The following is a 12,834-nucleotide window of genomic DNA, read 5'->3' on the forward strand; positions in this document are numbered from 1 at the left end:
GTATGGAACAGAATCAATTTTGTTTAGGCCAGTTTCGTTTGGGTATTGACGTGGGCGGTACCAACACCGATGGGGTGTTGTTAGATGCTGCGCTTAACTGTGTCGCCAAGGTCAAAGTAGCGACCACTGCCGATATTGCATCGGGGATCGACGGCGCGATTAACGCTTTACTCGCGCAGGCTGGTATCACTGGCGATCAAGTCCAGCACGCCATGCTAGGCACCACCCAGTGCACTAACGCGATTGTCGAGCACAAGGGGTTGGATAGGGTCGGGATGATCCGCCTGTCGCTGCCAAGCGGCAGTAGCGTACCCCCACTGTGTGGCTGGAGCCGTGAGTGGCAGGATTTGCTTGGCGGACACTTCTACGAGGCGCATGGAGGCTACGAATACGATGGCCAGCTTATTGCCGAGATCCAAGAAGCGGAGATCCGCCAATTGTGCCAACAAATGCGCGGCAAGGTTGATTCGGTAGCGATATGCGGGGTGTTTTCGCCGGTAAACAGCCAGCAGGAGTTGCAGGTTGCGCAATGGCTCCGCGAAGAGTTGCCGGGCGTTGGTCTTTCCCTGTCGCATAAGATCGGTAGCCTTGGCATGCTTGAGCGTGAGAATGCCACTATCCTCAATGCGGCCTTGCAGGGCACAGCCAAGCGCTTTGTCGAAGGTTTTTGCCATGCTCTCGAGGCACACCGTATCAATGTGACGCCGTATTTCGGCCAGAATGACGGTACCCTGATGTCGCAGGAGTTTGCTCTAAAATACCCGATTTTGACTGTCGCCTGTGGGCCGACCAACTCGATCCGTGGTGCCAGCCACCTGACAAACTTGTCCGATGCGATTGTGGTTGATGTCGGTGGCACGACATCAGATATCGGTGCGTTGACTCATGGCTACCCGCGTGAGTCGAGTGCAGCGGTAGAACTTGGAGAGGTGCGCACCAATTTTCGGATGCCGGATATCCTGGCTATCGGCATTGGCGGCGGTACGGTGGTAAAAGGTGCGATTGAAGCTGGAGATGTTCGTTCGCTACAGCTAGGGCCGGAAAGTGTCGGCCACCAACTGACCCGAAAGGCGCGCAGCTTTGGCGGTGATACCCTGACATTGACAGATATTGCGCTTGAAAAGGGTGCAATGAAATGGACAGGCGAGCCGCAGGCACAGCCTCTTGGCATTGACATGATCACTGCCGAGCTTGTTTACCAGCAGATGGTGGAGCGGGTGGAAGAGGGTATCGATAAGATGAAAACCTCGGCCGCCAAGGTGCCGGTGATCCTGGTGGGCGGTGGCAGTGCTTTGTTACCTGATAGCTTTAGTGGGGTCAGTGAAGTCGTCCGCCCTGAGCATTTCGAAGTCGCCAATGCCATCGGGGTTGCCCTAGGAGAGATCTCCGGACAGCTGGATAAAATCGTTGAGATTGCCCCGGATCAGCGCCTAGAGGTACTGAAGGCCTTAGAGCAGGAAGCCGAGCAACTGGCGGTAGAAGCCGGTGCTTGTCCCGACAGCGTGCAGGTAATCGAGCGCCACGAAATTCCGCTCAGCTACCTGCAGGGCAACCGGGTCCATGTGAAGATCAAAGCGGCGGGAAAAATCGCCTAGCCATTATCGAGCCAGCTTAATCGGAAATCTATTACTGCAAGCAATAGCCCACAGTAAGACACTATGAAGCCCGGGGCGGGATATCGCCCCGGGCTTTGTTTTTCTATCGTTGGAGTATCAAGTGTCCCTGTTATTGGTCAAGCAACCTCAGCGCTTTATCAAGTAACTGCTTGGCTTGCTGGATATGTTCTTTGTCTTGGTGTCGCGGTGCCGTACTCTCTCGCTCGATCAGTGTGACACCGATATGGGTGATGTCTACCTGATCCGCTGGGGCGGTAAGCAGCTTGTTGACTGCAGTCTGGCCGAGTAATTTAAAATCCTGCTTGATGGTGGTCAGTGGCGGGGAGAAAAATGCACTGTCCTCGGTGCCATCAAAGCCGATCACCGACACACTGTTTGGCACGTCGATACCCATTTCATTCAAAGCGCGCAGTGCTCCTAGAGCCATCTGATCATTGGCGACCAGCACGCAGTCGAAGTGGCGGTTTTGCACAATCGCCTGGCGCATGGTTTGGTAGCCGCTTGAGGCTGACCAGTCTCCTTCGCATTGGGCGATAATATCTAGCTGGTGGATGGCAAAAATATCCTGCCAAATTTGGGTTCTTTGTTGAGAGGCATAAGAGACATTGGGGCCGGTTAATAATACCGGCTGAGTCCGCCCAAGTGCGATAAGCAGTTCTGCCCCTTGCTTCGCACCGTTGCCGTTGGCACTGCACACCGCATTGACCTGGGTACCGTCTGGCACATCAATGAACAGCAGTTTTACCTTGGCGTACTTTTGCATGAGTTCACCAGCAAGGTCACTAGATACCGGTGCGTTGATAATAATTGATTCAACCTGCTGGGCGATCAGCTCCCTAACGGCACTTTCAATGTCTTGGTCTTCAAGGTTATCTACCGCCGAGATGGCCAAGGTATAGCCTGCGTCATGGGCTTGTTGGCGTACCCCGTTGGCAATCATTGCCGCACCATGAAATGCCATGTCCAACGTGATCAAGCCAATGATTTTATTCTGAACTTTAAGTGCCTGCGCGGCTTTGTTCGGGATATAACCAAGCTCTTCTATAGCTGCAAGTACCCTTTCCCTGGTTTTGATCGATACATTTTCCGCGCCGTTGGTAACTCGGGATACCGTTTGGGTAGAGACACCGGCCAAACGGGCGACATCTTTGAAAGTTGCAGTCATTGTTTGCCATCCATTTTGAACATGTAAAGCATTCTATCATGAACATGACAAAAGGCCTTTCTGTTGATTTATGTTTTCGAAAACATTTGGTGATGATTCTCACGTAACTCAGGTTTGAAAAGGATCTTTGATCACATTTTCATCGCTATTGGCTTTTTAAATGGCTTGTTAGTGATCTAATTTATTTGTAAATGTTATCGAAAACAATTTTTGAGAGACTATGACAAAGCTACTTCATTTACAGAGCCAGAACCTGAGTTTGGTGTTTAAGTTGGGGCGTATTCCGGAGATTATCCATTGGGGTAACAAGGTATCCGCCATTGATGAAGATCTGTTTCTGGCGACCGAGCGCCCGGTGAGCCAAGCGCGACTCGATGTCGATGTGCCGTTGAGTGTTTGTCCTGAACTTGGGGCGGGGCATTTCAATGCGCCAGGCCTTGAAGGTAATCGCCAAGGCCATGACTTTGCCCCGGTGTTTACGATGGAAAACTACCGCCACCAAGGACAATGCGTGGTGTTCGAGCTGGTTGATGACGTGGCCATGCTGCAACTGGATGTGGAGTTCGAATTGGATGCCAGCAGTGATGTTCTGCGCCAGAAGCTCATTATCAAGAACCTTGGTGATGAGGCTTACTCGCTGGACAAATTGGCGTGTACCTTGCCGGTGCCTTATCACGCCAATGAGTTAATGACTTTCCATGGTCGTTGGTGCCAGGAGTTCCAGACCCACCGTGTTGCGTTTGAGCACGGTGGCTTTGTTCAGGAAAACCGCCGCGGCCGTACCTCGCACGAGAACTTCCCGGGCTTGTTTGCCGGTGCCAAAGGGTTCACTGAGCAATCTGGCCAGGTATGGGGATTTCACTTTGCTTGGAGTGGTAACCACCGCATGCGTGCCGATGTTCGTAGTGATGGACGCCGCTTTATCCAGGCCAGTGAGTTGCTGTTCTCCGGCGAAGTTGCTTTGGCTCCACATGAAAGCTATTCCACGCCTGAGCTCTTTGCGACCTACAGCAACGCTGGTTTGAATGGGATCTCTGAGCGTTTTCACCGCTATGTTCGCGAAAACATTCTGGCGTTCACCCCAGATCAGCCTCGCCCGGTGCACCTTAATACCTGGGAGGGGATCTACTTCGACCATGATCCTGACTACATCATGAAGATGGCCAGCGAAGCGGCTCGAATGGGCGTCGAGCGTTTCATTATTGATGACGGCTGGTTTGTCGGCCGTGATGGCGAAAAAGCGGCGCTGGGTGATTGGTACCTTGATGAAACTAAATACCCGAATGGCCTGGAGCCGGTGATCCAGCATGTGGTGGATAACGGCATGGAGTTCGGCCTGTGGGTTGAACCAGAGATGGTCAGTATGGACTCGCACCTCTACCGTGCTCATCCTGATTGGGTCTTAGGCATCGAGGGTTACCAGCAGCCGTCAGGCCGTTGGCAGTATGTACTCGACTTGCAAAACAAGGACTGTTTCGATTACTTGTTTAGCCGTTTGGATGATTTGCTTAGTCGCTACCAGATCAGCTATCTCAAGTGGGATATGAACCGCGAATTGGTCCAGCCGGCCCACAATGGCAAACCTGCAGTGAAGGGACAAACTTTGGCTTTCTATGCTCTGCTTGATGCATTAAGGGCTAAGCATCCAGAGGTTGAAATTGAATCCTGCTCGAGCGGTGGTGGCCGCATCGATTTCGAAGTGCTCAAGCGTACCCATCGTTTCTGGGCATCAGACTGTAATGACGCTTTGGAGCGCCAGACTATCCAACGAGGCATGGGTTACTTCTTCCCGCCGGAAGTGATGGGTGCCCACATTGGCCCTGCCGAGTGCCACTCAACCAAGCGGATGCACAACATCAACCTGCGCGGCGTGACGGCACTGCAGGGCCATATGGGTGTCGAGCTGGATCCAGTCAAGGTCGGTGAAGAAGAGAAGGCGGCTTTCGCCCACTACATCGAGCTGCACAAGTGTTTCCGCTCCCTACTGCACAATGGCCGCGCCTTCCGGATCGACCCGGCAGATGAGCGCCAATACATTTATGGCGTCGAGCATCAGGACGAAATGTTGATCACTGTCTGCCAGCGCGCGATGCCATCCCATGCCCTGCCAGCCCCGCTTCGTTTGAGCTGCTTGGAAGCAGAAGCGATGTACTCGGTAAAAATTGTCGAGATGCCCCAAAGCTCGTTCCAGCTGATGAAGCACCGCCCGGCATGGATAGATAAAACCCTACACCTACGGGGAGATAACTTGATGGAAATCGGCCTTATCCTGCCGATCCTCGATCCCGAATCTGCCCTGATCCTACACCTACAAAAAGATTAAAACGTACCCGGTGGCACCCCAGGTGCCACCAAACAAAAGGAACTGAAAGATGGAAATTACACTCATTTCATTCTTCTTGTTTACTGGCTTTGTGGTTTGGTTTACCTACAGCAAAGTGAAGAACTCGAAGAATGACTCCCACGATGGCTTTTTTCTCGGCGGCCGTTCACTGACCGGTGGTTTGATTGCCTCATCCCTGATTCTAACCAACCTTAGTGCAACCAGTTTTGTCGGGATGTCTGCCCAGTCCTATACCCACAATATGTCGGTCATGGGCTGGGAAGTGGCCAGTGGTGTTACCCTGGTGATGATCGCCCTTTACTTGGTGCCTCGCTACCTCAAGCAGGGGATCACCACGGTGCCGGATTTTCTCGAGAGCCGCTACGATCTTGGGGTGAAAAAATTCGTTACCCTGCTGTTCTTGTGCCAGTACGTGATTAATATTTTGCCGACCACCCTGTACGCAGGCGCGGTGGTACTGACTGGTATTTTTGATATTGAGTCGATTCTAGGGATTTCGGAATTCCAGGCCATTGCGTTGATCAGTGCACTGATTGGCCTGCTGGGTTTCTTCTACGCCATTTACGGTGGCCTGAAAGCGGTAGTGATTGCCGATACCATCAATGGCGTGGGTTTGATCACTGGTGGTTTGATGATCCCAGTCTTTGGCCTGTTTGCCCTAGGTGGCGGCAGCTTTGGTGAAGGTTTGAATATCTTGCTGACTGCTGCGCCGGAGAAGTTGGAGTCGGTGGGTGCTGCCAGCGATCCACTGCCGTTCTCAACCTTGTTTACTGGCCTGTTACTGGTGAACCTGTACTACTGGGGTACCGACCAGTCGATTATCCAGCGTGCGCTGGGTGCCAAGAATCTCAAGGAAGGTCAGAAAGGGGTGATCTGGGCCGGTGCCATCAAGGTGATTTCGCCGCTGTTCTTGATCATTCCAGGTATCATCGCCTTCCACCTGTTTGGTGCCGATGCCGGTAACCCGGATACCATGTATACCCGCTTGGTGAACGAAGTCTTGCCAAAGCCTTTGGTCGGTTTCTTTGTGGCGGTAATGTTTGGTGCCATTCTGTCGACCTTTAACGGGGTACTGAACAGCTCAACCACCTTATTTGCGCTAAACGTCTACAAACCTATCTTTGCCAAGGAAGGGCTGACAGACAAAGAGTTGGTGGCCAAGGGCCGCGTGTTTGGTGTGCTGATTGCAGTTGTCGCTATCTGTATTGCCCCGTTTATCATGTATGCCCCTGAAGGTTTGTTCCAGTACCTACAAATGGTGGCAGGCTTCTTTAGCGTGCCAATCTTTACCATTGTTTTCGTTGGTTATATTTCCAAGCGCGTACCTGCCATTGCGGCCAAAGTGGCGCTGGTGGTGTTTGTTAGCTCCTATGCCTCGATGCAGCTTATCTTCAAAACGCCACTGCACTTCCTGCACCAGCTCGCAATTCTATTCGTGGTTTGTACTGTACTGATGTTCGTTATTGGCCACTTTGCACCGCGCAGCAGTGACTATGTGATGCCGGTAAATGAGAGTATGGATGTGACGCCGTGGGAGTTTCGTTTCGAAGCGTCGGCCGTCATCCTCTACATGGTATTGGGTGCCTACATCATGTTCAGCAAAGTAGGCTTTGTGTCTGATGACCCAACCTTCATGCAGGTCTACGGCTTGTGTGGTATGGTGATGCTGGTGGGTGTTGCCGTAAGGTACTTCAAAAAAAAGCAGGCCTCGCAGCAAGTGTTGGCTCCTGAGTCCTAAGAATCGTTATCTGAAAAATAGCTTCTTGAAATTAGACTTTTGAAATGAAAGCCCGGCAGTGAAAACTGCCGGGCTTTTTTATCTTTCTACCGAGGGGGAATTCGGTGCGATTTACACTGTGAATTGGTTGGTGGTTGCCAATTCTTTGAACCACGTTGAGTGGCGTTTCGGGATGCGGTTGCCGGTTTCCAGATCCAGGCGGTAGAAGCCGTAGCGGCGCTTGAACGAGTTCAGCCATGACCAGTTGTCAATGAACGTCCACTGGTGGATACCGAAACAGTTTGCCCCTTCTTCCATCGCGCGGTGCAACTGGATAAAGTGCTCTTTCATTAGCTCGGTACGGAAGCTGTCGTCAATCATGCCGTCTTCTTGTACTGGGCCTTCCGACTCCAGATCCATCGCGATACCGATCTCTGCTAGATACCATTTGATGTTGCCGTAGTTATCCTGGATGTTTTTGGCGATATCGTAGATAGCCGTCGGCAGGATCTCGTTATTGTCACGGTATGGGTTGAAGCGGCCTTCCGGGTTGATGTAGTTCTCGAAGTACTTCTCTGGCGTGAAGTAATCCAATGTGTATTCGCCTTCACGGGCTTTGACGCGGCGCGGCACGTAGTAGTTAACACCCAGGAAGTCGACTTCGGCTGCTTTGATTTCATCGATTTCAGCGTCGCTGAATGCCGGCATGATGTCGTTGTCACGCAGGATCTGGCACAGCTCTTGAGGAATGGTGTTTTTCACCATCGGGTCAAGGAAGCTGCGGTTGAACAGCAGGTCGGCATACCATGCCGCTTCTTGGTCGGCGTCGCTGTCGTTGCGGGTGTATGACGGGGTAAGGTTTAGCACCACACCAATCTCACCATCAAGCTTCATCTCATGGTAAGCCAGTACCGCTTTGGCATGGGCAACCATGATGTTGAAGGCGACTTGGACTGCCAGTTTGCCGTCTTTTTTGCATGGGTAATGGAAATCATACAGATAGCCGCCTTCAACCGGGACAATCGGTTCGTTGAAGGTGATCCAGTGCTTGACCTTGTGGCCGAACAGTTTGAAGGCGGTACGGGCAAACTTCTCGAAAAGTTCAATAACATGCTTGGACTCGAAGCCACCGTATTGCTCTTGCAGCTGGGCTGGCATATCGAAGTGGTAGAGGTTGATCATCGGCGTAATGCCGTTGGCAATCATCTCGTCGATATAGGCATCGTAGAAGGCAACAGCATCCGGGCAGGCTTCACCGGTTTCGAAGTCCTTGATCAGGCGGGACCACTGGATAGAGGTACGGAAGGAGTTCATGCCGATCTTTTTCATCAGCGCGACATCTTCCTGGTAGCGCTCGTAGGTTTGGCAGACTGTCGCAGGACCGATTTCCTTGAAGAAACGCTCTGGGCTGTTCTGGTGCCAGGTATCCCAAATGGACGGGTGGGCTTTGTTGGTCGTGCCTTCTGTTTGAATGCCAGATGCTGCCGCACCCCACAGGAAACCTTCCGGGAAAGTGAAAGTTGTCATAGTTGCCTCAGTCTTTGATCGCTCAGCTTGTGAACGATAGGTGTTATCGGAAATAGGGTTCAGGCTTGCCGTTGCAAGTAATGAAATAGGGCACCAATCAAATTGGCGTCATTGCCTGCCTGGCAGGTCGCGAGCCTAGGCTTGATGTTGGCGATAGTAATGGCCTGCATCAGCCCATCGAGATGGCGGTTGAGGTGCTCGAGCAAATCCGCCCTTTCGCTAATCGCGCCACCGAGAATGATGGTCTCGGGATCAATGCAATATTGGATATTGAATAGGCCAGTTGCCAGGGTGCGGTACCATTGCTCGATGACCTCTTGAAGGCGTTCATCCCCTTGCTCAGCAGCCTCGAATACGGCCTTGCCATCCAGGCTGTCAACGTCAACATCCAGGGCTTGCGCAGCCGACTCAACCAAGGCGCGGGTGGACGCCATGTCACTGAAAGTAACGGGTAGGCCGTCTTTCTCGCCGGTGAGCATATAGCCGAACTCGCCGCCGTGGAGCTGGTGGCCGTGTTGGATCTGGCGGTTGTTGATGACAGCCCCGCCGATACCACTGCCAATGACCACCAGGCAGCACTGGTTGGCCTGCTGGGCCGAGCCTTGCCAGAGCTCGGCAAGTGCGGCGCAGCAGGCATCGTTCTCGAGCTCTGCCGTTAGCTGGTAGCGTTCGAAAATTAACGATTTGAAGTTGGGGCCATGGATGTAGGGCAGGGCACTGGCACCATGGATAACGCCGCTGTCACAGTCCACCGCGCCGCAAGCACTGATAGCCATGCCGCTGAGGGTGTATTTCTGGCGCAGGGTCAACACCACTTTGTCCAATGCTAGCCAGAAGTCATCGAGCGATGTTTTCGGGCTAGTGAACTTGCCTTTGTGCAGCAAGGTCGCATGGGAGTCCATCACGGCATATTTGACGGCGCTGCCGCCGATATCCAGTACAAGAATGTGTTGGGTCGTCATTGTGTCCTGCCTGTTTGATGTTCTGGTGGGGAATCTACGGACATAAACTGAGAAAAGATAGATCAGTATGGAAACCGGTTTCCATAAAATGAGAAAGGTCACAAAATATCGGCAGGGTATCTCTGGATCTGTGATTTTGATCGAAACAAAAAAGCCGCCCGATTTGGGCGGCTTAGAAGGTATGATGCAGCTTGTTGCTAGTGGGGCTTTATTACAGCATAGGACTTATCGCTGGCCTTGGATTTATCTCTGACACAGGACTTATCTCTGACACAGGACTTATCTCTGACGCAGGGCTTCCTGTTCAAGCAGCTGCTTTTCATAGACCTTGAAGAACGGGCGGTAAATCATCCATGAGTTAAAAATGGCAAACAGGCACATGAACATATTCTTCCAACTGCCGTTGGCAGCCCATGCAGCGCCTAGAGGAGCCGGCATCGACCATGGCAGCAGCGCCACCATCCGGTCGAGGGTTCCGATATCGGTGAGGTACCAGGCAATGCAGGCGTTGATCAGTGGCACCCCGACAAAAGGGATCAGGAACAACGGGTTCATGATGATCGGGAAACCGAATAATATCGGCTCGTTGATATTAAATAGAGATGGTATTAGCCCAACCTTACCCACTGATTTCAACTGCTTAGAGCGACTTTTGAGCGCCATGAAGATAAGCGGCAGAGTGGAGCCAATCCCGCCAATCAGCAGGTAAAAATCCCAAAAGCCTTGCAGGTAGATATGAGGCAGCTGTTCGGCTCCATCGGCTAGGGCGTGTTGGTTTTCAACCAGGTAGGTTATCCAAAATGGGTTCATGATACCGGTGATGATAAGAGCGCCGTGGATACCGATAAACCACAGCAGGTGGCAGATCAACAGCGACACCAAGACAGCCGTCAGGGTATCGGAGGCGACGATCAGTGGCTGTAATGCCGAAGCGATCAGCTCAGGCAAGATAAGCCCGGTGTTTACCTGCAAGTAAGCGTTGATCATGCTAATGGAGAGCAGGATAACCATCAGCGGCACGATCAGCTGGAAACCGTTGCGGGTCATCAGCGGGACTTCATCCGGCAGCTTGATGTACCAGCCTCGTTTATAAAAAAAGCGAATTATCTCAATCGCATAGGTGCTTGATATCAACGCAGTGAAGATGCCCATTCCGCCAAGGTAGACATTGGGCATTTCGTTGCCGCTAAAGCCGATAAACAGCAAAAAAGCCAAACAACCCGTCAGGCCGGATAAGCGTTCGGGGATCTGGTATTGCTTGGCCAGGCTAGCACTGGCACCGAAGGCAACAATGAGGGCGATCAGGCCGATTGTCAGCTCGAAGGTCGGTGCCAGTAGCGGTTTCAGGGTGAGGTAGAACTGGCCGAAACTGCTGGTGTAATTAATGGCAAACGGCGGAAAAATAAATGGAACCAACAAGCTACCGACGATCACAAACGGCATCGCTAACGAAAAGCCGTCTCTCAATGCGGTAACGTGGTTGCTGCGTGTCAGCCAGTTCGCCAATGGCGAGATACGCTGCTCGATGACACTTGCCGCGACATTCATCACTTGAATGTTCATAGGTTTTGCTAATCCTTTGGAAACAGTTTCCGGTCTCAATATTGAACGGATCACATTTTGCCAGAACATTCTGCGTTTTCTGGTGATCACACTCACAAATAGAAATGGATTACCTGGAAACCGGTTTCCAATATTTTCCTTTGGTCGTATATTTCAAACCGAAATCATTCGATAGAGGACTTAAAAATGAAAAAAATTATGTTGTGTTGCTCTGCAGGTATGTCGACCAGCCTTCTGGTGAAAAAAATGGTTGCCGAAGCGGAAAAGCGTGGTCTGGATGCGGAAATCAAAGCCTACGGCGCAGCGGAATTTGACCAGCAGGTAGGTAACTACGAAGTCGTATTGCTTGGCCCGCAGGTGAAATACATGCAGCAGGATCTGCAGAAGAAAGCGGACGCCCACGGCATCAAGGTAGAGCCGATCAACATGATGGATTACGGCATGCAGAAGGGTGACAAGGTGTTGGACTTTGCCCTGTCGCTAATTGACGGTTAATCACGAACTATAACAATAAAGGAATCGTTATGAGTGCCCTATACGACAAGTTAATCGGGGTGATAGAGCAAAAAATCACCCCCATGGCCGGAGCTATCGGCCAGCAGAAATACGTCACGTCGATCCGTGATGGTTTTATCGCCGCACTGCCTTTCATGATTGTTGGTTCATTCATGTTGGTGTTTATCTTCCCGCCGTTCTCGCAAGATACCACCTGGGGCTTTGCCCGCGCATGGTTGGACTTTTCCGAGCGCCACTTCGATACTCTGATGCTGCCGTTTAACTTCAGCATGGGGATAATGACCCTGTTTATATCGGTCGGGGTCGCAGCGAGTTTGGCTCGCCACCATGACCTGGATCCGTTGACCACGGGTATGCTGTCGTTCATGTCTTTCATGTTGGTGGCAGCACCGCTTGAGAACGGCATGATTTCAACAGCTTACTTCTCTGGCCAAGGTATTTTCACGGCATTGATCGTAGCGATTTACGCGACCGAAGTGTATGCCTTCCTTAAACGCAACAACATCACTATTCGCCTGCCGCCTCAGGTTCCGACTGGTGTTGCCCGTTCGTTTGAAATCCTGATTCCGGTGATGGTGCTGATCCTGACGCTGCACCCATTGAACCTACTGATTGAATCACAAACTGGCATGATCATCCCACAGGCAATTATGGCGTTGGTTGAGCCGCTGGTCGCTGCGTCTGATACCTTGCCTGCACTGCTGCTATCGGTACTGGTGTGTCAGATCCTTTGGTTTGCCGGTATCCACGGCGCGCTAATCGTCACCGGTATCATGAACCCGTTCTGGATGGCGAACCTTTCTGTTAACCAGGCAGCTATGGCGGCTGGCGAAGCTATCCCGCACATCTATGTTCAGGGCTTCTGGGATCACTACCTGCTAATCGGTGGTGTGGGTTCTACTCTGCCATTGGCCTTCTTGCTGCTGCGCAGCAAAGCTATCCACCTGCGTACTATCGGTAAGATGGGTGTGGTTCCGGGTATGTTCAATATTAACGAGCCTATCCTGTTCGGTGCACCAATTATCATGAACCCGCTGTTCTTCCTACCGTTTGTATTGGTGCCAATGATTAACGCGACTCTGGCTTACATTGCCCTTGACCTGAACTTGGTAGCGCGCGTGGTATCGCTGACGCCGTGGACAACCCCTGGCCCTATCGGTGCATCTTGGGCGGCGAACTGGTCATTTAGCCCGGTTATCCTGTGTCTGCTGTGTATGGCTTCGGCAGCGATTATGTACCTGCCATTCCTTAAGGCTTACGAGAAGCAACTGCTTGAGCAGGAAGCGGCGAACAAAGCAGACGAAGAAGCGGTAGAAGGTCAGCCAGTAACGGCTTAATTCCCCCTCATAAAATTAAGAAACCAATTATTCATATCAAGAGATACCCAGCTCTGCTGCCAGGCAGCAGGGCTGCAGTAAAGTGGA

The 12,834-nt window shown here is 51.9% G+C and carries 9 protein-coding genes; 5 read left to right on the forward strand and 4 right to left on the reverse strand.

Annotated elements, in window-relative coordinates; all coding sequences use genetic code 11:
- Positions 1-2 precede the first annotated feature (2 nt).
- Positions 3-1,595, forward strand: coding sequence for a hydantoinase/oxoprolinase N-terminal domain-containing protein (locus ACXAD4_RS22960; RefSeq protein WP_475244356.1), 1,593 nt, complete (start codon positions 3-5; stop codon positions 1,593-1,595).
- 130 nt (positions 1,596-1,725) lie between these two features.
- On the opposite strand, the gene ACXAD4_RS22965 is transcribed toward ACXAD4_RS22960, so the two are convergent.
- Positions 1,726-2,781, reverse strand: a complete 1,056-nt coding sequence (locus tag ACXAD4_RS22965; protein ID WP_475244357.1) for a LacI family DNA-binding transcriptional regulator — start codon at positions 2,779-2,781, stop codon at positions 1,726-1,728.
- A gap of 220 nt (positions 2,782-3,001) precedes the next feature.
- On the opposite strand from ACXAD4_RS22965, the gene ACXAD4_RS22970 reads away from it, so the two are divergent.
- Both ACXAD4_RS22970 and ACXAD4_RS22975 read left to right on the forward strand, forming a co-directional pair.
- Positions 3,002-5,104, forward strand: coding sequence for an alpha-galactosidase (locus ACXAD4_RS22970; protein WP_475244358.1), 2,103 nt, complete (start codon positions 3,002-3,004; stop codon positions 5,102-5,104).
- A 49-nt stretch (positions 5,105-5,153) separates the two neighbouring features.
- Entirely contained in the window at positions 5,154-6,863 is a 1,710-nt protein-coding gene (locus tag ACXAD4_RS22975) for a solute:sodium symporter family transporter (protein ID WP_475244360.1), read from the forward strand.
- A 111-nt stretch (positions 6,864-6,974) separates the two neighbouring features.
- Here the strand turns inward: ACXAD4_RS22975 and ACXAD4_RS22980 are convergent, their stop codons facing one another.
- The 3 genes from ACXAD4_RS22980 to ACXAD4_RS22990 form a co-directional block, all read right to left on the reverse strand.
- Positions 6,975-8,369 (reverse strand): glycoside hydrolase family 1 protein, encoded by a 1,395-nt coding sequence (locus tag ACXAD4_RS22980; RefSeq protein WP_475244361.1) that lies wholly within the window; start codon positions 8,367-8,369, stop codon positions 6,975-6,977.
- 59 nt (positions 8,370-8,428) lie between these two features.
- On the reverse strand, positions 8,429-9,331 hold the full coding sequence (locus ACXAD4_RS22985; RefSeq protein ID WP_475244362.1) for an ROK family protein: 903 nt from the start codon (positions 9,329-9,331) through the stop codon (positions 8,429-8,431).
- A 279-nt stretch (positions 9,332-9,610) separates the two neighbouring features.
- Positions 9,611-10,894, reverse strand: coding sequence for a PTS sugar transporter subunit IIC (locus ACXAD4_RS22990; RefSeq protein WP_475244363.1), 1,284 nt, complete (start codon positions 10,892-10,894; stop codon positions 9,611-9,613).
- 186 nt (positions 10,895-11,080) lie between these two features.
- On the opposite strand from ACXAD4_RS22990, the gene ACXAD4_RS22995 reads away from it, so the two are divergent.
- Both ACXAD4_RS22995 and ACXAD4_RS23000 read left to right on the forward strand, forming a co-directional pair.
- Positions 11,081-11,389 carry a PTS sugar transporter subunit IIB gene (locus ACXAD4_RS22995; RefSeq protein ID WP_107299461.1) on the forward strand — a complete coding sequence of 103 codons (309 nt, stop codon included), beginning with the start codon at positions 11,081-11,083 and terminating at the stop codon, positions 11,387-11,389.
- Positions 11,390-11,418: 29 nt separating this feature from the next.
- Positions 11,419-12,747, forward strand: coding sequence for a PTS sugar transporter subunit IIC (locus ACXAD4_RS23000; protein WP_475244365.1), 1,329 nt, complete (start codon positions 11,419-11,421; stop codon positions 12,745-12,747).
- The last annotated feature ends 87 nt before the right edge of the window (positions 12,748-12,834 follow it).

The sequence above is a fragment of the Photobacterium sp. AWH4_225 genome (assembly GCF_056158405.1).

What these genes read in the sequence shown, in the direction of transcription:
- ACXAD4_RS22975 (WP_475244360.1), top strand. Translation starts at nt 5,154, where the DNA reads ATGGAAATTACACTCATTTCATTCTTCTTGTTTACTGGCTTTGTGGTT.
- ACXAD4_RS22965 (WP_475244357.1), bottom strand. Translation starts at nt 2,781, where the DNA reads ATGACTGCAACTTTCAAAGATGTCGCCCGTTTGGCCGGTGTCTCTACC.
- ACXAD4_RS22995 (WP_107299461.1), top strand. Translation starts at nt 11,081, where the DNA reads ATGAAAAAAATTATGTTGTGTTGCTCTGCAGGTATGTCGACCAGCCTT.
- ACXAD4_RS22960 (WP_475244356.1), top strand. Translation starts at nt 3, where the DNA reads ATGGAACAGAATCAATTTTGTTTAGGCCAGTTTCGTTTGGGTATTGAC.
- ACXAD4_RS22970 (WP_475244358.1), top strand. Translation starts at nt 3,002, where the DNA reads ATGACAAAGCTACTTCATTTACAGAGCCAGAACCTGAGTTTGGTGTTT.
- ACXAD4_RS23000 (WP_475244365.1), top strand. Translation starts at nt 11,419, where the DNA reads ATGAGTGCCCTATACGACAAGTTAATCGGGGTGATAGAGCAAAAAATC.
- ACXAD4_RS22985 (WP_475244362.1), bottom strand. Translation starts at nt 9,331, where the DNA reads ATGACGACCCAACACATTCTTGTACTGGATATCGGCGGCAGCGCCGTC.
- ACXAD4_RS22990 (WP_475244363.1), bottom strand. Translation starts at nt 10,894, where the DNA reads ATGAACATTCAAGTGATGAATGTCGCGGCAAGTGTCATCGAGCAGCGT.
- ACXAD4_RS22980 (WP_475244361.1), bottom strand. Translation starts at nt 8,369, where the DNA reads ATGACAACTTTCACTTTCCCGGAAGGTTTCCTGTGGGGTGCGGCAGCA.